Raw genomic sequence first — 26,274 nt, forward strand, 5'->3', positions numbered from 1 at the left:
CTGTCAATAAAATTGGGTGAGTAATTTAAAACTAGATTGTAGAAAAACTCAAGAAAAAAGTATTAAGAAATCCTCTATATTGAATACAGCATTTTCATACTCAGAAGATTAAAATTGTACAGTTGCATCTTTATAATTTAGCGGAAGAATATGGAAATCTCGCACCAGCAAATGAATTACTCCTCCGTTAGAGGATTGGGATAAACGTGGTGTATAGGCAAGCTCTAGAGGTTTATTCCAATTAGCTTTTAATGTGTCTATTCTATCTCCTAATCCAAAGGCAATACCTTCTAAATTCCTCTCTCCGTGGTTAAGATAGAGTTTGAGATGGTTTCCTGGTAATAGCTTTGGATAGCGCACCTGATGCACTACGGTATAAAATATCGGCACGGGATTACCTTTCCCGAAAGGCTCAAAAAGATCTATAGAAGATAATAAATCGTAATCTATTTCATCAAAATCTGCCCGAGCATCCAAAGGAAGTGTAAGAACTGCTTTATCCTTTTTTAATGATGAATTTACGAGATGAATAAACTTCTTCCTAAAAGTTTCTATTTGATCTTCATTAATGATAATTCCCGCTGCAAAATCGTGCCCACCATAGGATATGAATAGAGAAGCACATTTCTGTAATATCCCAAGAAGGGGGAAAGAACCTATAGTTCTCAATGATCCTTTACCCACACCTCCTTGATTAGAAATGATGGCTACAGGCTTATTGTAGGCTTTAGCAAGGCGTGCGGAAATAATTGGAATAACTCTTGAATGCCAATCTTTTGACGATAATACAATAGCAGCTTGTTTAACAATATCGGGTTTATTTTTCAGAATTTTTTGTATATCATGAAAAACATCAGCTTCTATCTTTTGTCGTTCCCTATTTATCTTGTCGAGATATTGAATGATCTCATCTGCTACCTCTGGATCTTCGGTAAGTAGTAGATCAACACCTTTAGAAGCATCAGAAAGCCTTCCCAAGCTATTGAGCTTCGGAGCTATTTTCAAAACGATATCTGTGGAGGTAACTTCAGAAGGCTTCACTCCAGCAAGGATACATAATTTATGAAGTCCTAATCGCGATCCATTAGCTATCTCTTTAATCCCGTGACGTACCATAGTGCGGTTTTCTCCTAAAAGAGTTCCCACATCAGTTACTGTGCCTAAGGTCACTAAATCCAATAGGTGTTTAATATCTACTTTTAATTTTGGATTCTCTTTTTTTAACGCATTGAGAACTCCACGTGCGAGTTTAAAGGCTACACCTACACCCGTTAATTCTTTATTTGGATAAGCACGATCTCTTAATTTAGGATTTAAAGTTGCTATACAATGGGGAATTTTACCTGTAGGCATATGGTGATCTGTAATAATCACATCAATGCCCTGCTTGTTAATATCACTGACTTCTTTTCCCGCGGTAATGCCACAATCCACTGTAATCAATAAAGTAACATTCTCTTCTTTCATCTTAGCAATTAATGAAGATGGTTCTCCATAATGCTTTAGTAGAGCTCCCAAAAAGCAGTAGCTAACTTTCACATCTATAGATCTTAAAAACTCTACGAGAAGAGCGGCCCCCGTCATCCCGTCAACATCACTATCCCCATAAATCATGACGTGCTCATTGCGTTTCTTAGCAAGAAGCAAACGCTCTACAGCTTTGGACATATCAAGTAAGAGTTCTGGATCATGAAGATTATCCAGATGTACATACAGAAAATCTCGGACTTCATTCACAGTTTGAAATCCTCGAGAAATAAAAATTTGTGCAGCTATCGGATGAAGATGTAATTCCTTTATAACTGCAGCAAGCAATATGGGATCCTGCCTGGGGTATATCCAGGTAGGATTAGGTACAGGAGAGTTATCTTTAGTTGCCATAGATTTTCGCGCCGTAAACTCTTTAGAAATCTATTTTTCTAAAGAGTGTTTTCTCATCCTTCCGTACCAAAACAAACGACAATCTAAGACTATTGTCGTTTTCTTTCCTCTTTACGAACCATAAATAGAAGAAGAGGCGGTGCTATGTATAGAGATGATAGTGTACCTAAGAGAATACCTATTGTCATGATGAAAGCAAAGTTAAAGATTGATCCCCCACCAACAAATAATAAAATTAGTAAAACCGATAGCGTTGTTGCTGTGGTCATTACTGTTCTTCCTAAGGTTTTTTGTAATGCATCATTAATTAAAATCGGCATGGGTGTAAATAATTTTTCCTGCCGATCTTCACGAATACGATCAAATATGATTAGGGTATTATTTAAAGAATACCCCAAGACTGTCATTAAAGCTCCAATTGCTTGTAAATCAATTTGTATCTTTTGCAAAAAGAAATGCGTAGCTATTAATACAGCGCAGGTAGCAACGAGATCATGAATCAACGCACAAATAGCACTAAACGCATAACGCCATTCAAAACGCAAACTAACATAAAGTAGTATAATGAATAGAGCACCCATCAATGCTATAAAAGCTTGTCGGCGCATCTTACTGGAAAACTGACCACTAACTTTAAACCAGAAATTCTGTGCATCTTTAAAGTTATCAGAAGATACATCCACTCCTGTATCGGAAAGTAAGCCCATAACTATGGATAAATTAGGATCAAGAGCCTCAGAAATTTTCGTCTCTGACGCTTGTACTCGAGTTAATGCATTCTGACTGAAATAGATCTTTATCTTCTCAGAAGAGTCGAAAGTTTTAATTTTAAAGTCTCTAGAAGATAAACCTACCTGCTTGAATTTATCTCCTAATTTATTACGGAACTGCGCAACATCTATAGATTTCTGTTCAGCCATATTCAAGGTGAATGCATAACCACCTTTAAAATCCATCCCTAAAACAGAGTTCCAAGCTCCAAAGCCTAAAGCAACGCATCCTAAAGTAATGACACTTCCAGACACCATCCAAAGTCTTTTGCACTCTTTTAAGAAATCATGTTTGATACCGATGAATTTATTCATCATATGTAGCTGTGTTTCTTGAGTTTTATTCATCCATACCATGAAGAAAAATTTCGTCATGAATAAGGCTGTAAACATCGAAGAGAAAATCCCTAAGATTAGAGTAAGAGCAAATCCTTTAATCGGTCCAGTATCCAATACCAGAAGAAGGAGCGAAGCTAATACTGTTGTTAGGTTAGAATCGAAAATAGCGCCAAAAGCTTTTTTATATCCTGCTTCTACAGACTGCGCAAGACTGCGCGATAATAAATATTCCTCACGGATTCTCTCAAAAACAAGTACATTAGCATCTACAGCCATACCCATAGCAAGTACGATTCCCGCCAGTCCTGTGAGAGTTAATGGAGCATCAAGATATTGTAGAGCTGCCCAAATCAATAGAAGATTTAAGATAACAGCACCCGAAGCTATAACACCACCAAACTTGTAGTAAACGCTCATCAAAATTATCAAAACAGCGAGACCTAAACATATGGAGATGATCCCTTGGGTGCGTTGCTGCTTACCTAATTCAGGAGAGATAACTTCTTCACTGAGAACCTCAGGAACAAACGACATAGATCCTGATTTTAAATCGGTAGCTAAGCGGTTTACTTCACGATGAGAAAACTTCCCAGAAACACTGGCGTGATCTTTTAAAGGGGCGTTTAATACAGGATCACTAATCACATAGCCATCAAGAACCACAGCCATCCTCCAGCCTCTTCCAGAAGAATATTGACCATTGGTTGTTCCACTTACTCCTTCCTGGCAATAAGCAGCAGTCCAAGCATGGAAATTCTCCGTAGGAGAATTATCCTGAGCTCTTTGAGCTATTGCGGTATCTTTTACTGAAAAGTTTAAAATATAACCTTCACCTACAGCAAATTCCGGACGAATATTTTTTAAAGAAGCACCATCTAAAGCATAGTTATGGAAAACGATTATTAAGGGGTTAGCTTTACCCTCGACATCCTTTTCAATAGCAATCATTGAATATGTCGTATCCAAATGAGAAGAAGAGATTTCTTCATTGATTTTAGGGAAGGCAAGACCTTCTTGTTGTAATTTTGTGATTGCTTCTTTAACGCTAAGAGGTAAATAGACTTCTTGGTCATTAAAAATACGACTTGCCAATCTGTTAATAGCTTCTGGAGATGTAGTTTCTTGACTTTGTGCTGTAAACCATAGGTAATCTAAAAACCTCTGCACTTCATAACGTAATGCAGAATAATGAGAGAACTTCTCATTCACTACATGGAAAGTCATTTGAGATGTACCTAAAATCTCTTCTGAAGAGATTTTAGTAGATCCAGGAACACTCAGATGTACATTATCCCCTTCCCTGCGTATTTCAACTTCTGCAACGCCTAATTTATTTAAACGTGCGTAAAGTTCATCAGAAACTTTAAGAATCCCTTCTTTATCGGTTAATTGCTTCCCTTGATGATCTTTAAAAGCTAAACGGATCTGCTTCCCGCCGATGAAATCAATCCCCAAGCGAAGAACACTATCGCCACGAGAATATTTTCGTATGTTAAGTTTGAGATTCTCAATAAAAACACTTCGATGAGGCACAGCAGCACGTATACGCTGTTGATTATCCATAGAACAACTAGATTGTTTGTATTGCTCATGCCAACGCACCCATTCTTCTTGACGGTGCTTCTCAATACGATTCAGATTTTCTAAACGATCACGAATATCACGAACTTCAAGACTTGCGGTTTCTCCTTCATTAGTGACAACAAAATTCTCTCCCCAAACATCGAAAAATCTCTGTAGCGGCTCTTTGATTTCTAAAACCTCATCTTCTCCGATACTCCAAGGAGTCGCATCTGTGTGAGCAAAACAATTGTATAGATTCTGTAAGTCCTTATCGAAGACTTTAGCGTCCTCTATTGTTCCCTTCTCATATTTTGCCGCAACGGAGCGTAATCCTTTGAGCACTACGTAAATAGATCCTTTAGAAAAATGAGAACAACTTTTCTCTGGTGAAAAAATAAAACAACCAAAAGTGTCGCTTTCTTTAGGTAAACGACAATATATAGGAAAATGTTCACGAATAAGATCGCAGGATTGGGCTGGAGGTCGATTTAAAGCTAGTGTGGCTAAATGCTCAACCATCCCCTGATAAATACGATGCCCATGTAAAACAATTTTCCCACTTGCATCTTTATCACTTAGATTAAACGAAAATCCCTGAGTAGATTCTTGTGCGGTTCTTTGAAACTTATGTGCTAATCTTTGCTTTTCCTTCGCTAACCAGGAATCGAAATCTAAACGTTGTTCTACAGACAACTCTTCACGTTTAGCAAGCACATAAGGATCAAAACAAAATACTAATTTTCTTTCCTTTGAGAGAAATTCTATCGAAGAGAAAAAAGGAGATACCGCGCTACAATCCAAAGAATTATCTACAATACGCGTGGAGGTTTTCTTCCATCTTTGAGATCTTGTTTTCAGATTGTGATGCACATCTCGCAAAATAGATTGATGCTGTTCGGTAAGGTCCGAGTTAGCAAATAGGCTTTCTAATCGCGCTAAAAATGCTGAATAATCTTTCTCAGAGGAAAAAAAATAATTAAGTAACGCTGGAGTCCTTAACTTTGGAAGGATTTCTAAACCCAAAGAAAGATTCTTGGCTAATTGCACCACACTATCTGTAGATGCAGTGTTCCAGAATGAAGTATAGCCGCATGAACAGGAACCAGGAGGAGCCAAAGTAACCAAAGAAGCAACAGCACTTAGAGTTTCTTTCCCTGATTCACTATCTTCTTTAGTATAAGGAACGAACGAGAAGTCATTTTCTGTTAACGCTGTAGTTAAAGATCCGGTAACTTGAACAATACTATCTTCTTTTCTTTCATATCCTAGAACGTATAAACGCGAAGATTTTATGGGGACCGTAGGTTCACCATAAACCATATTTTCAAGAAAAGTATACGCATCCGCATTATCTTTGAAATGAATATTCACTACCCCAGGGATGCTAGGATGTTGTGTAATATGTCCCCGTAATTTTAATGCAGAAAGTACCGAAGAGATCCTAGGTATAGTATCACTACGCACTTCAGAAACTTGATTCGTTAATTTTCGAATGATCTGTTGTGCTTCTTTTTCATCGACCTTTTTATTTAATGGTCGGGAATAATAAAGACATGTGGGCAATACATAATACAGAGCCAATCCAAAAACAAAAACAATTATACTTAAATTGCGTCCAAATCTCTGTTTCATTGTGTGGCTCTTTTAATTTAGTGAATATTTTGAATAGAAATACTAATGAACTAAAATACCAATTGAAAATAAAATCGTCAAATGGAGACCTGTTTAGGATTTTAAACAAGTAGTTCATTACGAGGCTATCACTATAACCCCAAGGTGATACTTATAAGTTGGGGCTATCTCTTCTAATGATTATTTTGTAAACTTAGGTTTATCAAAAATCAATCTACCCCAGGGGAGTGATCCTTTAGGGTAAATTAAATCACGTGACACCAAGAAGAATTTGATAGAGCAAATTCAGAGAAAGATAGGCTTTCTTGACTTGGAAACACAACATTGGTGTCTATGGATCTTAATGGAGCAACACTTTCAGGATCAACAAGAGTTATAGTTATTGGGAGTTTAGATTTATTTTCAGGAAGTACTATCTCTATAGCCAAAGACTCTGCAGCCTGAAGGAAAGCTGTTTTAGAAAGAACTTTTGCGGAATGAATTTCCCTGCTGTCTAATCCTTTTACAACTCCCAAAGGAGAAACTAAAAGACAAATCCCCTCCTTATTTACAAGACGGGACATTGACACCCTCTCTATTGCTGCTTTGAAAGCTTCAATGTATGCTTCCCTATATATCGTAAGTAAAGAAGAATCCATTTGAGATTCTTCCTGACGCAATCCAGGAATATGGGTAAAAAGCACTTCCTGAGGAGTCGGCCCTTGAGGTCGATCACGCCAAGGAATGGTTACTATTTTTTCTTGGGAATCACAAGTCCTCAATGTATTTCTAATACATTCTTGGATAGAGGAGGGTAGCTGAAATACTTCTTGATACAACGTTTGTGTTGTTAACCGTCCACATCTCATTGCCTCTAAATCCAATTCTTGAATTAAGATTGTGCCATTCTTCTTAACAGATCTTTTTTCTAAAATTTTCTTTAGATTTTCTTTAGTCCCTTCACAGATATGAATATTTCTATTCATTTGATGACAGTATATTCCCGGAGATTGAAGACGCCACTTCCGTAATAAAGAAAGGTATTCCTGCTCAGTTATCAAAGAAACACTATGTTGACGATAACATAATTTTGGAATTTCTATACGTGTCCATGCTCTTGCGTACTGACAATACGCAATAATGAATAAAAGAATCCCAAGGATTAGCAATCCAATACATGGGAGAAAAGTTTGGCACATACTAGCAGCCATTACACTACAGGCAAATGCTGCTGTCCCTAATAATGCGAAAAGTCCTGAAATAACTTTTCTAGCTGCGTTCCGGGCGGTAGGAATATAATGAACACCGTCCTTCCCTTTTGTATACATAAATGCAAGTTTCGGAACATACCCAAAACATATTCGAGGCAATTTCATTCAAAATACCTTATAAGTTTGAAGTATTAGTCTCATGACTGAAAAACAACTACTTTTAAAAGCAACTAAGTATAACAAATCAAAGAAATAAAAAACCTCTAGGATCTTCGGAATAAAAAATTTTTTATTGCTTTTGTAATTATATAATTGCAAATACCCCCATATATGATCCTCAGGATGATTGATCTATAGTGAATAGCAATAAGATCAAAAAGTTTGAATCCCTATCCTAAAAAATATATGCGTAGATAGAATTGGGGGTTATATTATCCTCATCAAACAGAAATTCAATAATAAGATTTACTTTACATTTCAAATAACTATATCTTGAAATAGTTGTAGAAAGATTTATTAAGTTTATATCCCAAGAAGTTTTCTTTTACTATTTATTATCTTTACGATTCAAGAATGTCAACTTGTCAAGATATGATATTTCTTCTACTATGCCTCTCAGAGATTCCAACTTTTTAGGGTTGTTTTGCCTTCCGAGAAAACTAAAAAGCTCTTTGTCTATTATTTTGGCTTAAGAAGAGGTTCAGCTGTTGTTTTTACAACCCAGTCATAACGCACTGCCACAACTAACGATGTAGATATGTCTCTCACCTTAAAACAGGCGGATCAAGCTAATCTATCAACGCAGTCTCTACCGAGACATGTTGCCATCATCATGGATGGAAATCGGCGTTGGTATCAGGAACATCAAGCACAATGCTCTGTCAAATATTCTTCTGGACATTATTATGGAGCTAAAGCTCTACCCAAAATCATTGAGTCTGCTTTTTCTCTAGGTATTGAGGTTCTCACATTATTTGCCTTCTCTACAGAGAATTTTCTAAGATCCACTGAAGAAGTTAGAGAACTTTTCTCTCTTTTCCATTCTCAATTGGACGAACAGCTTCCCTACCTTATTGAAAACAAGATCCGATTACGCTGTATAGGAAACTTATTAGCCTTACCTACGCACCTACAACAACAAATTTCTAAGATCACATTAAAAACTAAGGAATATTCGACCAAAGATCTTGTTCTAGCAATTAATTATGGTGGAAAGGATGAGTTAGTACGTGCATTTAGAAAACTACATCAAGATCTCATAGATCAAAAAATATCTTCAAACTCTATTTCAGAAGAGATAATTCGCTTATATCTAGACACTTCAGATCTCCCCGATCCTGATCTATTAATTCGCACTGGTGGCGAAATGCGTGTCAGTAATTTCCTCTTATGGCAAATAGCGTATACGGAGCTATATGTAACTGATGTTTTATGGCCAGATTTTAAACCTGATCATCTTCTAGATGCAATTAAAGCTTACCAACACAGATCACGACGAGGAGGCAAATAGCCATGTTGAAACTGAATAAGTTCAAAACTCCTTTCTATGGAGATCTTTTTCAACGAGTTGTTGTACATTCGTTGGTTCTTACTTTCCTAGTACTTCTTCTTTATAGTTCTCTATTTCCTGTAACATCTTTTGCTTTGGGATTTATCACTGCTCTTTGTAGTGCTGTAGGAACCTACGAATATGGGACCATGGCCAAAGTTAAGATGCACTACGCATTCCGTTTGTATAGCGCTATTGGATCTTTTATTTTTATTTTCACTAGCTTTATTGCAATTCGCTGGCATCATGTACTCCCAGAATTTATTTCAACAATTCCCTGGTGTTTCTTATTTGTTTGGATAGCTATCAACGTCTTTAGATCGAGAAAAAATAAATGCGGCCCCTTGGAAACTTCGGGGATTACTTTATTTTCTATGCTCTATGTAGGTATTCCTGTTCGCTTATTCTTAAACATTCTTTACGGATTTATCCACACAGATGAACCATTTTTAGGTGTCTGGTGGGCGTGTTTCCTCATTGCCACAACAAAGGGAGCAGATATCTTCGGGTATTTCTTTGGAAAAGCATTTGGTCAAAAGAAAATCACTCCTGAAATCAGCCCGCATAAAACTATTGTAGGCTTTGTAGCAGGATGTTTAGGAGCTACATTAATTAGTGTGGCATTCTTCTTACAAATTCCCACTAGATTTTCTGATTATATCACTATGCCAAGTATCTTAATTGCCTTAGGAATCATTCTTGGAATTAGTGGATTTTTTGGAGATATTATTGAATCTATATTCAAACGTGATGCTAAAATTAAAAATAGCAATCAGTTAAAAGCTGTAGGTGGTACTTTAGACACTTTAGATTCTCTACTACTTTCTACTCCCATTGTGTATATTATACTTTTGATTACGCAAAAATCTGTGTTTCTAAGATGATTATTACAATAGATGGTCCTTCGGGAACTGGGAAAAGTACAATAGCAAAAGCCCTTGCCAGAGATTTAAAATTTAACTACTGCAATACGGGGGCCATGTATCGCACCCTAGCCTACACACACTTGCAAGAACCTTGGAAAGATTTTTCTATTCAAGAACTTATAGATAACCCTCCCTTTTCATTTTCATTTATTTCGGGGCAACCTTTAGAAGCTTTTTTAGATGGACATCTCTTATCTAGAGAACTGGGAACTCAAGAAGTAGCAAATGCGGCTTCAAAACTTTCTCAACTTCCTGAAGTGCGCTCTTTCATGCACAGACTCCAAAGAAAATATGCGGAATTAGGCAACTGTGTTTTTGAAGGAAGAGATATGGGCTCCAAGGTCTTTCCTGATGCTGATTTAAAAATCTTTCTTACAGCGAGTGCTGAAGTGAGAACCACACGAAGACTAAAAGATCTACCAGAAAATTCTCTTTCAAAAGAAGCTTTATATGCTGAGCTTGTAAAGCGTGATGAAGCAGATAGCCAACGCACCCACGATCCTTTGATCATTCCTGAAGATGCTATCATTTTAGATTCTTCAGATTTGACAATAAGCCAAGTTCTAGAGAAAATTTCAGCTTTAGTTTCCCCGAATTTGCCATGATATTTACAGTTTGTAAATTCCTTACCAGAGTTGCTTTTACCCTATTCTATAGACATAAAGTTTATGGGGTAAAAAAGAATCTTGTTAGAGGAGCCGCTATCATTGCTTCTAATCATAATTCGTATTTAGATCCGATAGCTCTAAATTTATCTGTTCGTGGTTGTCTGCATCACCTGGCACGTTCTACGTTATTCAGCAATCGGTTTACAGGATGGCTACATAAAGAATGGGGGTCTTATCCTGTTAAAAGAGGAGGGGGCAACTCTGCAGCGTTTAAAGCTGCTTTTGAACTCTTTAAAAAGAAGAAAAAGCTCATTATTTATCCTGAAGGAGAGCGCAGTCCAACTGGAGAGCTACTCCCCGGAAAAGTTGGTGTTGGTTTAATAGCTATTAAAGCTCGAGTTCCTGTAGTTCCCGCTTATGTTGGAGGGACTTATGAGATTTTCAATCGTTATCAAAAATTCCCTAAAATCTGGAAAACTGTCACTTGTGTTTTTGGTACACCGCTAACTTTTGATGATTTGATTGATAATGACACTCTAAACTCTAAAGAGATTTATCAAATAGCTACCGATAGAATTATGAGTAAAATAGCTGAGCTAAAAACTTGGTATGAAAATGGCTGTATAGGAGAGGTCCCCTAATTACTATGACTCTGCTTTCTTATTTATCTTCTCTATGTCGAGAAGCAATTCTATCAGCATTCCCTCAAGTAGAAAACATCTCTCCTGACATTACTCAATCTACAAAAGATCATTTTGGTCATTATCAATGTAATGATGCGATGAAACTCGCTCGCACATTAAAAATGGCTCCCAGAGTCATTGCTGAATCCATTGTCAATCACATTCCTAAAGAGATTTTTGCTTCTATAGAAATTGCTGGCGCAGGTTTTATTAATTTTACATTTTCAAAAGAATTTCTAAATAAAAGTCTAAAAACATTTTCTGAGGATTTATCTTCAGGATTTCGTGTTAAAAATCCCCAAAAAGTTGTTATTGATTTTTCTTCTCCGAATATTGCTAAAGATATGCATGTGGGACACCTACGTTCCACAATTATAGGAGATTGTTTAGCACGTGTTTTTGCTTTTGTAGGCAATGACGTTTTACGCTTGAATCATATTGGTGATTGGGGAACAGCTTTTGGCATGTTAATCACCTACCTTAAAGAGGAACCTTCTGAAAATATAGAGAATCTCGAAGATTTAACTACGTTATATAAAAAAGCACACGCACGCTTTGCTGAGGATACAGAATTTAAAAAACGCTCACAAACGCATGTTGTTGCTTTACAAGCTGGAGATCCTGAAGCCTTAAAATTATGGAAGCAAATTTGTGATATTTCTGAGCGTGCTTTTCAAAAGATCTATAATGTTTTAGATATTGCTATCGAAAAACGTGGAGAGTCTTTTTACAATCCTTTCCTTCCTGAAATCGTTCAAGACTTAGAAAATAAAAATCTCGTTACTGTTTCTGATAATGCGAAATGCGTTTTCCATGAGGGTTTTTCTATCCCCTTAATGGTACAAAAAAGCGATGGAGGTTATAACTATGCCACCACAGATTTAGCTGCTATGCGCTATCGTGTACAAAATGATGGTGCTGATAAAATTATCATTGTCACCGATATGGGACAATCTCTGCATTTCCAACTTCTTGAAGCTACAGCATTAGCTGCAGGCTATCTGCCCAATAAAGACACCTTCTCTCATGTAGGTTTCGGTCTTGTTCTCGATTCTGAAGGGAAAAAATTTAAAACACGTTCTGGAGAGAATATAAAACTCAAAGAATTGTTAGATACTGCTATAAACCAAGCAAAAGCCACCTTAAAAGAACACCGTTCAGAAATGTCTGAAGAAGAGATAATAGCACGTGCTCCTATTTTAGGTATTAATGCAATCAAATATGCGGATCTCTCTTCCCATCGCGTGAGTGACTACATCTTTTCCTTTGAGAAAATGCTTCGTTTTGAAGGCAATACTGCGATGTTTCTTCTTTATGCTTATGTACGTATCCAGGGAATAAAACGGCGTTTAGGAATTGAAAAGTTAGATATAGAAGCCACAGCAAGTATTCAAGAACCTTCTGAAGAGGCTTTGGCTTTAGCTCTGTTGCGCTTTCCAGAAGCTATTGATTTGACTCTTAAGGAGCTCTGCCCACATTTCCTAACTGACTACCTATATATGCTTACAAACAGATTTAATGCTTTCTTTAGGGATTGTCATATTGAAGGATCTCCCTATCAAAAAGAACGTTTGTATCTTTGTGCTCTTGTTGAAAAGACACTAGCTACAGGCATGCATTTATTAGGGCTACAAACTTTAGACAAATTGTAAAATTAAAGAGTTACTGGATCTAAAGATAATAAATGAATTTTCGCTCCCAGAGAATTGAGTTTTCCTACCCAATTATAATATCCGCGATCTAATAGCTGAGTGTTCTCTATTAAAGAGGGACCGCCTTCAGCAATAAGTGCTGCCATAATATAAGCAAATCCAGCACGTAAATCAGGAATAACAAGATGCGAAGCTTTTAAAGGTGTCATGCCGTGAATCACAGCGCTATGAGGGAAATTTCCTGTAGCATAGCGACAAGCCTTTGAGCTTAAACATTGGTAGAATAATTCACAATTGGCTCCCATCTGCTGTAAACCACGTAAATATCCTAAACGATTCTCGTGAACAGTTTCATGAATTACTGAAGATCCCTCTGCCTGAGAAAGGAGCACAGAAAAAGGTTGCTGCCAATCTGTAAGGAATCCGGGGTGCACATCTGTTTCTAAGACAACACCACCTTTCAAAGGCTCATTATAGAAAAATTCTATCCCGGTTTCTGTAACTGAAAATCCTCCACCTATAGATCGTAAGGTCTTAAGGAAGGGAATCATCAAATCCTGCTCAGCATTTTCTACTAAAACACGACCACCGGTAAGTACCGCTGCCATACCAAACGAAGCTGCTTCTATCTTATCAGGAATTACCCAGTGATCGATCTCATAGAAATCATCACAACCAAAAATTTCTATAGTTCTATCATTATCTGTAGTGATTTCCACACCGGCTTTTTGTAAAAACAATATAAGATCAAGGATTTCTACTTCTAAAGCAGCATTCTTAATGATCGTCCTACCTTGAGCACGTACAGAAGCTAAGATTAAATTTTCTGTAGCTCCTACAGAAGGATAAGGCAAAGTAATGTAGGCCCCTATGAGACCTTTAGAAGCAGAAGCTTGATATCCATGCCCATCATAAGCAACTTTTGCTCCAAGTTGTTCTAATCCTTCAAAATGAAAGTTCAGAGTCCTTTCCCCAATAGCATCCCCCCCAACACACGGAACGACAACACCTTCGGGACAACGTGCAAGCAAAGCTCCCAACAATAAGATAGGAATGCGGTTCACCCTGGAAAATTGAGCAGATACCTCAGACATACGAATCTCAGGTGTATGAATTTCTATAACTTCTGCTTGCTTATCCCAATGAACTATGGAACCTAGAGATTGACACAACTCAACTGTCAAACGTACATCACCGATATCAGGAACGTTACGTAAAATGCATTTGCGATCAGACAGTAGCGACGCAACAAGTAACTTAGTTGTAGAATTTTTCGCCCCAGACACACGTACTGAACCTTGTAACACACAACCGCCAAAGACCTCTGCTGCCGCCATTCTTTGCTCCTCGCCACCATTTTCTAATCATCTTAAAGAAACGTTAACTCTCCCTAGCGTTATTTTCCATGCAAACTTTTCATTTTTTTTAAAAACAAAGGTCTTTTATCCACAACAATTAAAAACTATTAAAAATTAAAGTTAGTTTATTAACTAAATAAAAACTCGAGATATTAATAAATAATTTGTTTTACAATCTAATTAAATTAGAGTTTTTTTATTTAGTTGTTAAATCATGACTAGTCCTATTAATAATCCATCTACAACGAATGTCACGACTACTACGACAACAACTCCTGTAGTAACGACATCCACATCCTTTGGGGGCCACGTTGTATCTACTACAGGGACTGAAGCCTTAGAAACAACTGCGCAAACTGTTAGCACAACAGCAGAGCAAGTAGTATCTCAGGCAGAATCTGATGCTGGGTCAGTGATTTTTACAACTCAAAGAGATATAACTACAACAGCTCCGACTACAGGAGGTGCTGCTGCCACGGCAACAGCGGCAAGTCTATTAGGATCTCGTATTCTCGGAACGGGGAGAGCAAGAACCGATAGTACATCAAGTAGTGATAGTAGTGTCTCCGACGCCTCTAGCGCACAATCAGCTCACGAATCTATTACAGGTAGAGGTGAAACTGTAGGTACTGAAGAACTCCCTACTGATGTAGATTTAGGGAGTCTTGCCGGTCTCCGGAGTTCAGAAGCTGCCGATGGTGCTGAAAGAGCTCAAGGTCCTGGTGGCCTACCAAGTATGACCCTTCCTAAATATGATCCAACAGATAAAGCTTCGATTATCAAATTCTTATCTGAACCATCTGTACAAGCAAAATTACAGACTAAAGCCAACCATATTGTTTTTATGGATGAGTCTAGAGGTAGCTTTATTTTCGTAAGAAATGGTGATTGGAGCACAGCGGAGTCTATAGCCGTAACTAACGGAAAAACAAAAGAGCCTATCACAGATGTTAAAGATTTAGAAACATGCGTTGCTAAATTCTGTGTAGGCTATGAAGCTATGCAAGCTGACTGGACAAACAATATTCAACCACGCATCACAGGAGAAACTGGAGAACGGGGAACTTACGATCACCTACTTATGAGCATGAAGTTTAAAACTACTGTGCTCTATGGTCCTTGGAACACTAAAGAATCTAGCAGCAATTACACACCTTCGGTATGGCGTCGTGGTACTAAATGTGATTCCGGACCTATCTGGGGTGATGTTGGCGGTTTGAAAGGAATTAACTGGAATAATTTCACTAAACCAGACGAGGGCACAGCATTCTCAAAAGAAACAGGGAAACCTCTACCGCCGCAACCGCAGCCTGGCCCTTACGCTCCTCCTATTATCAACGTTAACTTGGGAGGCGTCAGCACTAGCGTAAATGTCACCGGTGGAACAACAACAACTACTGTCAGCTCAGCAACCACACAACCTACAGATTCTTCTGGAGATGGCGGTCGCGTTACACATGATCAAGGTGCAGGAGCTGCAGATTTTGATGATGTAGAAACACAAAGTACAAGTACTCTAGATGATGAGGAAATGCACTTTTCAGATGATGGAGAAGGTTTTGATAGTTTGACTCCTGCACCCGCAGGACCTCCTCAACCTCCTGGGCCTCCACCTCCAGCTCAAGGTGGTGTCAATATCACAGGAATGCCGACAGCTACTTTACAGCAAGTATTGACCAATGCCCGTCAGCATTTAGATACTGTCTATGATCAAAATGGTGTTCATCATCAAGGAAGCCAAGACTTAGGTACTGTTGTTAGAACATCGGAAGACGGTACATACACGCCTACAGTATTGTTAAATAACAATCAAGGTGATGGTGGACGTGGGGTGCAACGAAGAGATTCCAATAACGACGATGATGGTAATGAATTAGGTAATATCTTAAGCCATGTCCGTCAGCATTTAGACGTTGTTTATCCTGGAGGTGGTAAAGGAGAGCCTATTCCTGTAAATCAGAATCTTGGAGATGTAATTAAAGCTGTTGAATCCGGAAACACACCTGAGCCTACCCAACCTGAGGGAGTATTCTTTGCAAGACGTATCAACATTGGTGGTGATAGCACAACGACAACGCAAGGAGCAGGAGGAAATGACGGTGTATTCCTTGCAAGAAGAGTTAACCTTGATGAAAATGGAAATATAGTCGGGGATAATGCAAGAACCTCTTCTGGATCACCAGTAAGTAGCTTAATGGGTGCTACAAGTGGAAATGTCCCGGGAGAATTAGAGCATCTTTTACCACAGTTACGATCCCATCTAGATGATGCGTTTGATAAACGAGGGAATCTCATTACTCCCCAAAAAACAAACGTAGGACAGCTCATCAAAGCTTTCCAAGAGCGTACGGGATCCGGCGGTCTTACTGCACCTGTAGCTGCCCGAACAGTAGTTACGAGTGGTCCTGTGCAACAACAATCTGCAACTGTGACACCTCTCCCTAAAGCACAGACAGCAGAAACAATCGCTACCGGAGGATCTCCCGATCTTCATGGGGCTGCTCAAGGTGTAACTGAAAGTTTGTCTAACTTATTACAAGCAGCAACGCCCTCTACGGGAAGTACTACGGTAGTTACAAGCGGTCCAGTGCAACAACAATCTGCAACTATCCAAAATCTCCCTAAACCACAAACGGCAGAAACAACTACTACCGGAGGATCTCCCGATCTTCATGGGGCTGCCAAAGGTGTGTCTGATAGTTTATCTAATCTATTACAATCTGCGACACCTTCTACGACAAGTACTACGGTAACCTCACCGGCTCCAGTGCAAGGGACAGCAACCTCCTCACCTGTAGCAGGAACTAAGCAAACAGCCGTCCCAACAACGGGAGGGGCTACTTCGGGAATCCCTCAAGCAGCTGCAAATGTTACAGCAACATTAAACAGTGTCGCTAATAAACTCTTACTGTTTGAAAAAGGTTCGAGATTACAAGAAGCAATCGATGGTGCAGATACAGGAGCTACACAAGGTCAACAGTTATTGAATGCTGCAAGAATGGCAACAACACAGCTATCAAAAACATTATCTAAAGTTACTGGAGCTCCTCCACCTCCACCTCAAAGGCGCTCCTAAGTAAAACTCTTAAGGCTTTCCTATAATTAGGAAAGCCTTAGGCCATATTATGATAAACCTCATCGGCATCATCAATTTGTTCTAACCATTCGATTAGAGCAAGATTGGCCTCTCCATCTTTTTCATCACAATCTACGAGACGCAAAGGGAGATAGATAAGCTTTTCCTCGGAACATGTCACACCTAATGCAACTAATTTTTCCTTCACGGAAGCTAGTTCTATGGGATCGCAAAGTACAATGAAATGCTCTTCATCATCATTATCAAGATCTTCAGCTCCCACATCAATCACATGAGATAATAGAGTAGCCTCATCTATAGAACTCTTAGGAACATAGCAGGCTCCCTTACGAGCAAAGTTATAGAGAACACTACCAGGTTCTACAAGAGATCCCCCACGCTTATTCACAGCAATGCGCATATCAGAAGCAGTACGATTTTTATTATCCGTCATGGCCTCAACAATAATCCCGACTCCCCCATGACCATAAAGCTCATAGGTAACATCTTCGAAATTTTTCTGATCTGCAGAGGACGCTTTTTTCAGGTTTCTTTCGATATTTTCATTGGGAATATTTTGATCTTTGGCTTTTTGTATGACTACGCGTAAACGTGCATTTGTTTTGGGATCAGGACCTCCCATCTTCACAGCAGCCATTAATTCTTTAATCGTCCGAGAAAAGATCTTTCCCCTTTTATGATCTGCTCTTTCTTTACGATATTTTGTATTCGCCCACTTACTGTGTCCTGCCATGTTTCTTACCTAATCTTGTTTTATATCCTTGCAACAATACGTAAATGTTTGCCTTTTCCCAAGCTATAGCACTCTCATACAATGGAAAGCGCCTCTCATATTCTTTGAATTTCTTCCCATGAAAAACTGTCCTTCCCGATGGAGAATATTCACGAGGAACTACGCTATGAACCATTTCATGATAAATAATATATTCCATAAAAAATAACGGAACAGATTCACGATCTAAAGAACGGTGTATACGTATTACCTGTTCTTCTTCATGATAAGATCCTAAAACAACCCTTCGAGCATTTCCCGAGCGTTCACGACCGAACCATCCGATTTTCAAATTCAAAGAACCTTCAAATAATCTCAAATTGAGATCTTGATATATCTTTTCTAAATCATACACTTTTCCAGGGGTACAATCGATAGGAATAGAAGATCTCACGCGAGTCGAACTGTATATCCCCGGCAAATGCATAGAAGATTTAGAAACAAGAAATGATCTAGAAAATTTCTTAAGGATCTTACGAATTTTCTGAAATGACATACAACATTACGATTTGCAAATCGATTCTAGCACAACTATCTAAAGATCTTTTTCCATAGTAATTTTCGCAAGATATCCGATCTCATCTTTATAGAAACGCCGTTGTCTTCCCACTTCAATAAAACCAAAACGCTTATATAATTCTATAGCAGGATTTTCCTCATAAACCTCTAAATAGAGGATCTCCAAATGAAAACGACTTTTAGCTAAATGACAGAGGTTATTTAACAATACTGTTCCAATACCTTTATTTCGGTAAGGCTCACCAACAATAATAGAGATTAATGAATGGTGGGACACCTTGATATAAGGGTTTAAAATAAGGGTAGCCACTCCAGCAACTTCACCTTTATATATAGCTGTTAAACTACTATGATACCGATAAAATCCTACCCAAAAATTCACACTATCGCGAATTTCTGCTTCAGTTTTTAAAGGGAATCCTCGAAGAATTTTAGGATCGTTTAACCATTGCTGCATATATACGCCGTCACTAGGAAGTGTATAACGTATTTCTAATCCAGGCACTCCTGTGTCTTTGTTCTCTGTCATGAAACTTCTCCATACTCTGATAAATACGCTTTGACGAAATCATCTAGCAATTCTCCGTCCATCATAGCCTGAACATTACCAGTCTCATGTCCTGTACGCACATCCTTGACCAAAGTATAAGGCTGAAAAACATAATTACGAATTTGCGAACCCCAAGCAATTTCTTTTTTATTTTTCCTATCAAGAAGTTGTTTTTCCAATCGTTCTTGAAGAATCTGCTGATACATTCTTGCTCGCAACATTTTCATACAGCTTTCACGATTCTGAATTTGACTACGTTCACTTTGACAGGAGACAATAATCCCCGTAGGAATATGGGTAATTCTCACAGCAGAATCAGTAACATTGACATGCTGTCCTCCAGCTCCCGAAGATCGGTACGTATCAATACGCAAATCATTCGGGCGAATATCAATTTCTATCTCGTCATCAATTTCAGGGTATACATCTACGGAAGCGAAACTCGTATGACGTTTCGCATTACTATCGAAGGGAGAAATACGAACAAGTCTATGCACCCCACGCTCTGCCTTAGCATAACCATAAGCATAATCACCAGAGAACTTTACGGTAATATGCTTAATCCCGGCAACATCCCCTTCTTGACGATCTATAACTTCGACTTTCCATTGATGTTGGGATGCCCAACGAGAATACATCCTAAAAAGCATTTCTACCCAATCACAAGATTCGGTACCACCAGCACCAGCATTTATCGTTAAAAAACAGGGATTTTTATCCACCTCACCAGAAAGTAAACGTTGTGTCTCCCATTCTGAAAGGATATTTTCACAGATAGAAAATTCTTTTTCTAAATCTTCACGAAGTTCAGGATCTGAAGAAGCTTCATTATCATTTAAGAAAAAAGTCAGATTATCGATTTTACTTTTGAATTCTTCGTAATCGGAAATTTGTCTCTTTAACGATGCAACACGTTCAGAAATTTTTCCCGCATTAGCGACATCTTGCCAAAAGTCCTCTTTTAAGGTTTGGTCTTCCAATTTAGCTAATTCTTGTCTCTTACCCTCAAGGTCAAAGAGACCTCCCGGCTAAAGCTAAGCCAGCTACTAGGCATTCTAACCGTTTATCTAAACTTTCGTGCATATGTTACTCTTAAAAAGACTTAATATTAGGATTCTAGAAAAGCAAAAACAATAAAGTCAATGCGTCCTATTTTTACAAATTTTTCTAGAAAGACTCTTGTTATTGCCTCTTATTCTTTATCTCTCCCAGCACCTCTCTAGATTGCCACCTAAGGCCCTGATAAAGAGTCATTGAGGAACGAATTCTATTTTTTTGTTTTGACGAGAAACCTTCTTGAAAGATAAAAAAGTTGCGATGAAGAGCTTGTGTCTCTTCGTACCACCTTTACTAGGAGTAACCGATGAGTCAAAAAAACAAAAACTCTGCTTTTATGAACCCTGTCAATATTACCCCCGATTTAGCAGCTATCGTTGGCAAGGGACCAATGCCCCGTACTGAAATTGTAAAAAAAGTATGGGACTACATTAAAAAAAATAACCTACAAGACCCTAAGAATAAAAGAAATATCCTCCCCGATGAAGCCCTAGCTAAAGTCTTTGGTTCTAAGAACCCAATCGATATGTTTCAAATGACAAAAGTTCTTTCTACTCATATTGTCAAATAAAATTACGAGTTGGCTCTTTTTCAGGATCCTCGTCCTGTAGGACGAGGAGAAAATATGTTTATAGTATTATTGTGGTCTTAGCTTCTTTATCTCTAGCCGCTGCGGTTCCTCTTGTAGCCTTCTCATGGGCAAATTTTATAGAGCCGAACTGGTTGCGAACATCTTTGTTAACATGGAAGCTACCTAAAAAGTATGCTCACCTTCATGGGTTGCGCATTGCTCAGATCTCCGACCTACATTTTCATAAATTTGTTCCTAAAAAATTTCTTAAAAAAGTTTCTTCTAAACTTTCAAAATTCTCTCCAGATATTCTCTTATTTTCTGGAGATTTCCTTTGCCGAGCACAAATAGAAGAGCGTTCAAGATTAGAAGCTTTCTTAAATACTTTATATGCACCTTTAGGGACATTTGCCATTCTTGGAAATCACGATTACCAATCTTATATTTCTCGCAATAGTCAGGGAAAAATAGATGTCATTTCTATGAGAAGTAGCCAGCCATTAAAGAGAGCTTTCGTTTCGATAACTCAAGGGTTATTTGGCTCTCAAGGTTATGCATATGCTGAGGGTCTTGAAAAACAAGAACCTAATAAGGAACTCTTACAAATATTAAAGAATACGCCTATTCGCTTATTGCATAATGAAAGTCACCTCATTGCTGATATGATAAATATTGTTGGTTTGGGAGATCTTTTTGCTAAACAATTTGATCCCGAAAAAGCGTTTATAAATTATAATCCTGCCCTGCCTGGTATTATCCTCTCTCATAATCCCGATACCGTGCATCAACTAGAAGCTTATCCTGGGGACATTATATTTTCTGGCCATACACATGGACCACAAATTTCTATTCCCTGGCCAAAGTTTGCTAACAGGATTATGAATAAAATCTCTGGATTAGAAAATCCAGATCTAGCACGAGGTCATTTCCTCTTCGGAGAGGAAAAAAGACAATTATATGTAAATCGTGGGCTTGGAGGATTTAAAAGATTACGCTTTTGCTCTCCACCAGAAATTTGTTGTGTACGGTGTGTATATGGACCCTAAATGTTCCTTAATTTTACTTAGTGGAGGTAAAGGAGAACGCTTTGGAGCAAATCAACCTAAACAATATTTACCCTTTCAAGGCCAACCTCTTATTCTACACGCATTAAAAACAGCTCTTCATATCCCAGAGATTACTGAAATCATTGTTGTTTGTGATGCAAGCTATCATCATATTTTTGAAGGATATTCTGTAAAATTCGCTCAATCTGGAGTACGTCGTCAAGATTCTGTTTTTTCAGGACTACAACACGTTATCAACCCCTGGGTTCTGGTTCATGATGGCGTACGACCTTTTATCTATCCCGATGAAGTTACCGATCTTATTACTACAGCCCAACAAACAGGAGCTGCAACATTAGTCTCTAATGTTCCCTACACAATCAAACAACGCAATCCTGTAAAGACTTTGGATCGTGATGCTCTTTCTATTGTTCACACTCCTCAATGTATAAAAACAGAGATACTTTTATCTGGTCTCGAGTTTGCTAATAGAGAAGGAATCACTTTGGTTGATGATACACAAGCTGCTGAACTTTTAGATATTCCCGTATCTTTAGTATCTAATAAACATCCGCAGATAAAAATTACCTATCCTGAAGATCTAACTATCGCTCATGCCTTACTATGACACGAGTCGTTTTACTCCTAGCTTATCAGGGAACTGCCTATGCCGGTTGGCAAAGGCAGCCTAATGATCTTTCTATTCAAGAAGTCATAGAAAATTCTCTGAAGAAAGTTGTAGGAAAACGGATCATTATAACTTCTTCAGGACGTACTGATTCAGGAGTTCATGCTTTTGGTCAAGTAGTGCATTTTTCACAACCCGACCATCCACTATTTTCACAAGCTCGGGGTATAAAAAAAATGCTCAATGCTGTTTTGCCTGGAGATATTGTTATCCGTGATGTTGTTCTTACCGATGACAATTTTCATTCTCGCTTTGCTACTATCGCCAAAGAATACCATTATACGCTTACAAGATCTCAAAAACCCCTTCCTTGGGAACGTTATTTTTCCTACTATCCACGGCATCTTTTAAACATAGAACTTATGCAAGAAGGAGCTAAATATCTATTAGGTACTCATGACTTTGCCTCTTTTGCAAATCATGGACGAGACTATAGTTCTACAGTAAGAACATTATTCAAACTAGAAACTATAGATAAGAATGAGACAGTAATCATTACCTGCAAAGGCAATGGATTTTTATATAAAATGGTAAGAAATATTGTTGGATCTCTTTTAGATATTAGCAAAGGGAAATATCCTCCTGACTACATTCAAGAGATCTTAGAAAAGAAAAATCGTAGACAGGGACCTCCGACAGCCCCTAGCTATGCATTATCTTTGCATCACGTATGCTACCCCCAACCTTATAATTGGTTTTGCACTCCAGAATGTGAAATCAATTCATTAAAAGAAGAGAAATAGTGAAAGTCTTTCCCACAAAAATCTTCGTGACTATCTTGAGATAGAGGCAAAATTGCATTCACAGCAACTAGTGTTGCTGGAATCCCTGCAAGTGCACGTAAACCTTTAATACTATCTTCAAAACCTACAACCTTCTCTCCTGCTTGAACAAACGCTTGATAAGCATATTGGTAACTATCAGGATAAGGTTTAGGGCGTTCATAATCTTCACGAGTTACCCAAAATTGAAACTGGTTAAGAATAGGAAGAACCTCTCGGAAACGTTGGGTAAGCACTTCTGAGGAATTTGTAACCACACCTATAGTCTTATTCTCAGCTAGTAACAATCCTAGAAAATCTTCAACACCAGGAAGTAAAGAAGGAACTTCAGTCTGTATTAATTCTCTGTAAACACGTTCACGATCATGGAAACATTGCGGGAAAAAAGACTCTGTATTAGGGAAAATCTCTAAGAATTTTTGTTTAAAAACTTCTCTTCCTAACATCGAAAATAAATAATATGTAGAGAAATCCATAGTAACATCCAATCTATGTTCTCTACATACCTCTAAAAACGCTCTGTAATATAAAGGTTCAGTATCAATAACCAAACCATCTAAATCAAAAAAGAAAACCTGATAATCATTGATATTCATGGCTATCCTAACAACCGCCCTATTATATTTTTTTTACCAACTAAATATAGTAAATCTCACACATCGTGAAATAAGCTTTAGAAGTTGTGCTATATTTCTATAAAATAACTAAAAACACTGGGTGAGATTCTAACCTGTGCACAGGATTCTTATTAAGATAAGTTTTGGATTATTTTTATTCCCTCTGCTCTGTAGTTGTACAGGTACTACAGAAGCACCGCGCAGACATATACGTGCAGGAAGAATCACCTCACAACAAGGACATTCTGTCGTTATTTATCCCGAAAGAAAAGAAAATCTTCTACCTAAATACTCCTGGTCTACTCCCCAACAACCGGTAATCACCGCATACTCATTTCACTGTCACGGATCCTTAATTTCTATAGAAACTGAGAAAGGAACTCTTTATGATTGCGACGGATTGAACCACAGCCTATGTCAAAATTTCCCCATACATCCAAGAATCATCGACATTACACGTCTATTAAATACACATTATCGCTTCTCCATAATCGAAGGATTTTGTTGTCATAAGCATTTCCGTTTTCTGAAAGCCTCTGGAAAAGTACTATCTACTAAACATCTTAATGGAGATGCTGCTCTCCTATTTACCGAGAAAGAATTTTCTTTAGATACTCTTTGTTCCCTCTTACGCCCTTTGTATAGAAAAAAATGTGCCTATCCATGTTCTGTAGATTTCATAACTACAGAAACAACTCTGAAAAATGAAGAATTTCTCATTACCCTGATACGAAAAGACGATGGAGTTTACCTAGTTATAGAAATGCTCTATGATTTAGAGAGAGCCCAGCCTATAGTAGCTTCTTCATCTTCCCTATCTTAAGAGATTTCCCTTGCGCTTATTAGAAAAGAACACGTACAGTGTAGACGCACTTTATGCCGGCGTGGCGGAATGGTAGACGCGGTAGACTCAAAATCTACTCTTAGCAATAAGGTGTTGGTTCGAGTCCAATCGCCGGCATAAGTTTTCTTTCTACGTTTTTTTCAGGTTGCTAATAAATTCGTTAGTAGTTTTTTTTAAGAAAAGCTACATGCCGAACCCCTTGCTTCCTATGAAAGAACAAGCTCTCTTACTTCTCCTTAAAAAAAAGAAAGGCTTTTTCTTAGCCATTCTTGATCTTACTGAAACAGAGCCCTCGCTAACTCCCATAGAACTTGAAAAAGTATTACAGCAGAAAAAAACACTTCTATCTTGTATAGATAAAGTGGATAACCAGATTAAAGAATTCCGGTACTGTTTTACTTCGGTACTACCTCAAGATATCCAAGAAGAACTCTCGGATATTCGAGAAATCATTACAAAAATTCTTGATACGGACAAACTCAACTATCTGCAAAGAAAAAAAGAGTTAGGAATTTATGAACAACAACGATTGTAAATCATGTTCTTCAACTCAAGAGCTAATAGAGATCAAATCCCGCATCACGCAATCATATAAAGAAGCGGATACTATCCTTACAGCAATTCCCGATGGAATTATCCTACTCTCAGAAATAGGTCGATTTTTAATTTGCAATTCACAAGCTCGTGAAATCTTAGGTATTCCTGAAGAATTAGAAATTCTGCATAAACCCTTTACAGATTTTTTCCCAGAAACCTTCTTTGGATTTTCCATAAACGAAGCTTTGCAATCTCTACCCTCTCCAAAAACACTACGACTAACATTATCGAAAAACGATCAAGATCGCGATGCTGAGATCTTCGTAAGAAGAAACTCATTAAACGGTTATCTCTTTCTACTAATTCGAGATCGCTCAGAATATAAACAGTTAGAAAACGCTATTGAAAGATATAAAAATATCGCTGAACTGGGGAAAATGACAGCAACCCTAGCTCACGAGATCCGCAATCCTCTAAGTGGTATTGCAGGATTTGCCTCCTTATTAAAAGAAGAACTCTCCTCTCCACGTCATCAGCGCATGCTCTCCTCAATCATTGAGGGAACACGTTCTTTAAATACTCTAGTCTCCTCAATGTTAGAGTATACAAAATCCCAGCCACTAAATCTAAAAGCTATAGATCTTCAAGAGTTTTTCTCATCACTTATTCCCCTACTATCGATCACATTCCCCTTCTGTAAATTCGAACGTGAGACATCAATCTCTATAGTACGTTCTATAGATCCTGATAGAATGAATAGTGTAGTATGGAATCTTGTAAAAAATGCTGCAGAAGCAACAGAATCTCCAATGACATTGACTTTGCGCTCATCTGGAGATATTTCGGTAACCAATCCTGGTCAAATCTCTCAAGAGATTTTCGATAAGCTATTTATTCCGTTTTTCACAACGAAAGCTCAAGGAAATGGTTTAGGACTGGCAGAAGCTTTAAAGATCATGCGTTTGCATGGTGGTGACATTCACGTAGAAAATGCTAACGCAAATGTCACTTTTATTCTAAAGATTCCTCAGCCCTAATACAGGG

22 protein-coding genes and 1 tRNA gene are annotated in these 26,274 nt (G+C 38.0%); 14 read left to right on the forward strand and 9 right to left on the reverse strand.

The genetic code is table 11. The features are described 5' to 3' along the window. Window positions 1–108: 108 nt before the first annotated feature. The 3 genes from recJ to O1W69_RS00590 all read right to left on the reverse strand — a co-directional run bounded on the left by recJ (window position 109) and on the right by O1W69_RS00590 (window position 7,540). Window positions 109–1,881 (reverse strand): single-stranded-DNA-specific exonuclease RecJ, encoded by a 1,773-nt coding sequence (gene recJ / locus O1W69_RS00580; RefSeq protein ID WP_375793612.1) that lies wholly within the window; start codon window positions 1,879–1,881, stop codon window positions 109–111. Between the two features lie 89 nt (window positions 1,882–1,970). Continuing rightward, on the reverse strand, window positions 1,971–6,185 hold the full coding sequence (gene secD / locus O1W69_RS00585) for a protein translocase subunit SecD (RefSeq protein ID WP_375793613.1): 4,215 nt from the start codon (window positions 6,183–6,185) through the stop codon (window positions 1,971–1,973). A gap of 245 nt (window positions 6,186–6,430) precedes the next feature. Beyond that, entirely contained in the window at window positions 6,431–7,540 is a 1,110-nt protein-coding gene (locus tag O1W69_RS00590) for a hypothetical protein (RefSeq protein WP_375793614.1), read from the reverse strand. A 592-nt stretch (window positions 7,541–8,132) separates the two neighbouring features. Here O1W69_RS00590 and O1W69_RS00595 point away from each other — a divergent pair. From O1W69_RS00595 to argS, 5 genes are read left to right on the forward strand one after another with little or no spacing between them, the layout of a single operon-like run. Beyond that, window positions 8,133–8,885 carry an isoprenyl transferase gene (locus O1W69_RS00595; protein ID WP_375793615.1) on the forward strand — a complete coding sequence of 251 codons (753 nt, stop codon included), beginning with the start codon at window positions 8,133–8,135 and terminating at the stop codon, window positions 8,883–8,885. Between the two features lie 2 nt (window positions 8,886–8,887). After that, window positions 8,888–9,808: a phosphatidate cytidylyltransferase gene (locus O1W69_RS00600; protein WP_375793616.1), complete on the forward strand. Its 921-nt coding sequence runs from the start codon at window positions 8,888–8,890 to the stop codon at window positions 9,806–9,808. Then, on the forward strand, window positions 9,805–10,455 hold the full coding sequence (gene cmk, locus O1W69_RS00605) for a (d)CMP kinase (protein WP_375793617.1): 651 nt from the start codon (window positions 9,805–9,807) through the stop codon (window positions 10,453–10,455). Before O1W69_RS00600 ends, cmk begins: the two co-directional genes overlap by 4 nt. Next, a complete protein-coding gene (locus O1W69_RS00610) occupies window positions 10,452–11,099 on the forward strand; it encodes a lysophospholipid acyltransferase family protein (RefSeq protein WP_375793618.1) in 648 nt (215 codons plus the stop codon). The genes cmk and O1W69_RS00610 overlap by 4 nt, the downstream gene beginning before the upstream one ends. A gap of 5 nt (window positions 11,100–11,104) precedes the next feature. Next, window positions 11,105–12,793, forward strand: a complete 1,689-nt coding sequence (argS, locus tag O1W69_RS00615) for an arginine--tRNA ligase (protein WP_375793619.1) — start codon at window positions 11,105–11,107, stop codon at window positions 12,791–12,793. Between the two features lie 2 nt (window positions 12,794–12,795). Here the strand turns inward: argS and murA are convergent, their stop codons facing one another. Continuing rightward, entirely contained in the window at window positions 12,796–14,130 is a 1,335-nt protein-coding gene (gene murA / locus O1W69_RS00620; protein ID WP_375793620.1) for a UDP-N-acetylglucosamine 1-carboxyvinyltransferase, read from the reverse strand. A 235-nt stretch (window positions 14,131–14,365) separates the two neighbouring features. Here murA and tarP point away from each other — a divergent pair, with 235 nt between their 5' ends. After that, on the forward strand, window positions 14,366–17,227 hold the full coding sequence (gene tarP / locus O1W69_RS00625; protein ID WP_375793621.1) for a type III secretion system actin-recruiting effector Tarp: 2,862 nt from the start codon (window positions 14,366–14,368) through the stop codon (window positions 17,225–17,227). Between the two features lie 37 nt (window positions 17,228–17,264). On the opposite strand, the gene O1W69_RS00630 is transcribed toward tarP, so the two are convergent. From O1W69_RS00630 to prfB, 4 genes are all read right to left on the reverse strand, one after another. After that, window positions 17,265–17,981: a YebC/PmpR family DNA-binding transcriptional regulator gene (locus O1W69_RS00630; RefSeq protein WP_375793622.1), complete on the reverse strand. Its 717-nt coding sequence runs from the start codon at window positions 17,979–17,981 to the stop codon at window positions 17,265–17,267. Next, window positions 17,965–18,516, reverse strand: a complete 552-nt coding sequence (locus O1W69_RS00635) for a hypothetical protein (RefSeq protein WP_375793623.1) — start codon at window positions 18,514–18,516, stop codon at window positions 17,965–17,967. Before O1W69_RS00635 ends, O1W69_RS00630 begins: the two co-directional genes overlap by 17 nt. Before the next feature lie 39 nt (window positions 18,517–18,555). Next, complete coding sequence (locus O1W69_RS00640; RefSeq protein ID WP_375793624.1) at window positions 18,556–19,068, reverse strand: GNAT family N-acetyltransferase; 513 nt, start codon at window positions 19,066–19,068, stop codon at window positions 18,556–18,558. Next, window positions 19,065–20,172 (reverse strand): peptide chain release factor 2 gene (gene prfB / locus O1W69_RS00645; RefSeq protein WP_375793625.1). Its coding sequence is split into 2 segments (ribosomal slippage): window positions 19,065–20,102 and window positions 20,104–20,172, totalling 1,107 coding nucleotides; the frame shifts between segments, so codons are not numbered across the junction. The genes O1W69_RS00640 and prfB overlap by 4 nt, the downstream gene beginning before the upstream one ends. A 280-nt stretch (window positions 20,173–20,452) precedes the next feature. Between prfB and O1W69_RS00650 the strand changes: the two genes are divergently transcribed. The 4 genes from O1W69_RS00650 to truA all read left to right on the forward strand — a co-directional run bounded on the left by O1W69_RS00650 (window position 20,453) and on the right by truA (window position 23,193). Continuing rightward, window positions 20,453–20,716, forward strand: coding sequence for an SWIB/MDM2 domain-containing protein (locus O1W69_RS00650; RefSeq protein WP_375793626.1), 264 nt, complete (start codon window positions 20,453–20,455; stop codon window positions 20,714–20,716). 71 nt (window positions 20,717–20,787) lie between these two features. Continuing rightward, complete coding sequence (gene lpxG / locus O1W69_RS00655) at window positions 20,788–21,762, forward strand: UDP-2,3-diacylglucosamine diphosphatase LpxG (RefSeq protein ID WP_375793627.1); 975 nt, start codon at window positions 20,788–20,790, stop codon at window positions 21,760–21,762. Further along, complete coding sequence (gene ispD / locus O1W69_RS00660) at window positions 21,752–22,390, forward strand: 2-C-methyl-D-erythritol 4-phosphate cytidylyltransferase (protein WP_375793628.1); 639 nt, start codon at window positions 21,752–21,754, stop codon at window positions 22,388–22,390. The genes lpxG and ispD overlap by 11 nt, the downstream gene beginning before the upstream one ends. Beyond that, a complete protein-coding gene (gene truA, locus O1W69_RS00665; RefSeq protein ID WP_375793629.1) occupies window positions 22,387–23,193 on the forward strand; it encodes a tRNA pseudouridine(38-40) synthase TruA in 807 nt (268 codons plus the stop codon). Before ispD ends, truA begins: the two co-directional genes overlap by 4 nt. Here the strand turns inward: truA and O1W69_RS00670 are convergent. Then, entirely contained in the window at window positions 23,136–23,828 is a 693-nt protein-coding gene (locus O1W69_RS00670) for an HAD family hydrolase (protein WP_375793630.1), read from the reverse strand. The two genes, truA and O1W69_RS00670, sit on opposite strands and share 58 nt — an antisense overlap. Window positions 23,829–23,964: 136 nt before the next feature. Between O1W69_RS00670 and O1W69_RS00675 the strand changes: the two genes are divergently transcribed. The 4 genes from O1W69_RS00675 to O1W69_RS00690 all read left to right on the forward strand — a co-directional run bounded on the left by O1W69_RS00675 (window position 23,965) and on the right by O1W69_RS00690 (window position 26,267). Then, on the forward strand, window positions 23,965–24,672 hold the full coding sequence (locus tag O1W69_RS00675) for a hypothetical protein (protein ID WP_375793631.1): 708 nt from the start codon (window positions 23,965–23,967) through the stop codon (window positions 24,670–24,672). Between the two features lie 55 nt (window positions 24,673–24,727). Continuing rightward, window positions 24,728–24,810 (forward strand) — tRNA-Leu (locus tag O1W69_RS00680). A 91-nt stretch (window positions 24,811–24,901) separates the two neighbouring features. Then, on the forward strand, window positions 24,902–25,228 hold the full coding sequence (locus O1W69_RS00685; RefSeq protein ID WP_375793973.1) for a hypothetical protein: 327 nt from the start codon (window positions 24,902–24,904) through the stop codon (window positions 25,226–25,228). Beyond that, a complete protein-coding gene (locus O1W69_RS00690; protein WP_375793632.1) occupies window positions 25,209–26,267 on the forward strand; it encodes a nitrogen regulation protein NR(II) in 1,059 nt (352 codons plus the stop codon). The genes O1W69_RS00685 and O1W69_RS00690 overlap by 20 nt, the downstream gene beginning before the upstream one ends. Window positions 26,268–26,274 lie beyond the last annotated feature (7 nt).

This window comes from Chlamydia sp. 12-01 (genome assembly GCF_042234205.1).
GTDB lineage: Bacteria > Chlamydiota > Chlamydiia > Chlamydiales > Chlamydiaceae > Chlamydia.

What these genes read in the sequence shown, in the direction of transcription:
- recJ (WP_375793612.1), bottom strand. Translation starts at nt 1,881, where the DNA reads ATGGCAACTAAAGATAACTCTCCTGTACCTAATCCTACCTGGATATAC.
- secD (WP_375793613.1), bottom strand. Translation starts at nt 6,185, where the DNA reads ATGAAACAGAGATTTGGACGCAATTTAAGTATAATTGTTTTTGTTTTT.
- O1W69_RS00590 (WP_375793614.1), bottom strand. Translation starts at nt 7,540, where the DNA reads ATGAAATTGCCTCGAATATGTTTTGGGTATGTTCCGAAACTTGCATTT.
- O1W69_RS00595 (WP_375793615.1), top strand. Translation starts at nt 8,133, where the DNA reads ATGTCTCTCACCTTAAAACAGGCGGATCAAGCTAATCTATCAACGCAG.
- O1W69_RS00600 (WP_375793616.1), top strand. Translation starts at nt 8,888, where the DNA reads ATGTTGAAACTGAATAAGTTCAAAACTCCTTTCTATGGAGATCTTTTT.
- cmk (WP_375793617.1), top strand. Translation starts at nt 9,805, where the DNA reads ATGATTATTACAATAGATGGTCCTTCGGGAACTGGGAAAAGTACAATA.
- O1W69_RS00610 (WP_375793618.1), top strand. Translation starts at nt 10,452, where the DNA reads ATGATATTTACAGTTTGTAAATTCCTTACCAGAGTTGCTTTTACCCTA.
- argS (WP_375793619.1), top strand. Translation starts at nt 11,105, where the DNA reads ATGACTCTGCTTTCTTATTTATCTTCTCTATGTCGAGAAGCAATTCTA.
- murA (WP_375793620.1), bottom strand. Translation starts at nt 14,130, where the DNA reads ATGGCGGCAGCAGAGGTCTTTGGCGGTTGTGTGTTACAAGGTTCAGTA.
- tarP (WP_375793621.1), top strand. Translation starts at nt 14,366, where the DNA reads ATGACTAGTCCTATTAATAATCCATCTACAACGAATGTCACGACTACT.
- O1W69_RS00630 (WP_375793622.1), bottom strand. Translation starts at nt 17,981, where the DNA reads ATGGCAGGACACAGTAAGTGGGCGAATACAAAATATCGTAAAGAAAGA.
- O1W69_RS00635 (WP_375793623.1), bottom strand. Translation starts at nt 18,516, where the DNA reads ATGTCATTTCAGAAAATTCGTAAGATCCTTAAGAAATTTTCTAGATCA.
- O1W69_RS00640 (WP_375793624.1), bottom strand. Translation starts at nt 19,068, where the DNA reads ATGACAGAGAACAAAGACACAGGAGTGCCTGGATTAGAAATACGTTAT.
- O1W69_RS00650 (WP_375793626.1), top strand. Translation starts at nt 20,453, where the DNA reads ATGAGTCAAAAAAACAAAAACTCTGCTTTTATGAACCCTGTCAATATT.
- ispD (WP_375793628.1), top strand. Translation starts at nt 21,752, where the DNA reads ATGGACCCTAAATGTTCCTTAATTTTACTTAGTGGAGGTAAAGGAGAA.
- truA (WP_375793629.1), top strand. Translation starts at nt 22,387, where the DNA reads ATGACACGAGTCGTTTTACTCCTAGCTTATCAGGGAACTGCCTATGCC.
- O1W69_RS00670 (WP_375793630.1), bottom strand. Translation starts at nt 23,828, where the DNA reads ATGAATATCAATGATTATCAGGTTTTCTTTTTTGATTTAGATGGTTTG.
- O1W69_RS00685 (WP_375793973.1), top strand. Translation starts at nt 24,902, where the DNA reads ATGAAAGAACAAGCTCTCTTACTTCTCCTTAAAAAAAAGAAAGGCTTT.
- O1W69_RS00690 (WP_375793632.1), top strand. Translation starts at nt 25,209, where the DNA reads ATGAACAACAACGATTGTAAATCATGTTCTTCAACTCAAGAGCTAATA.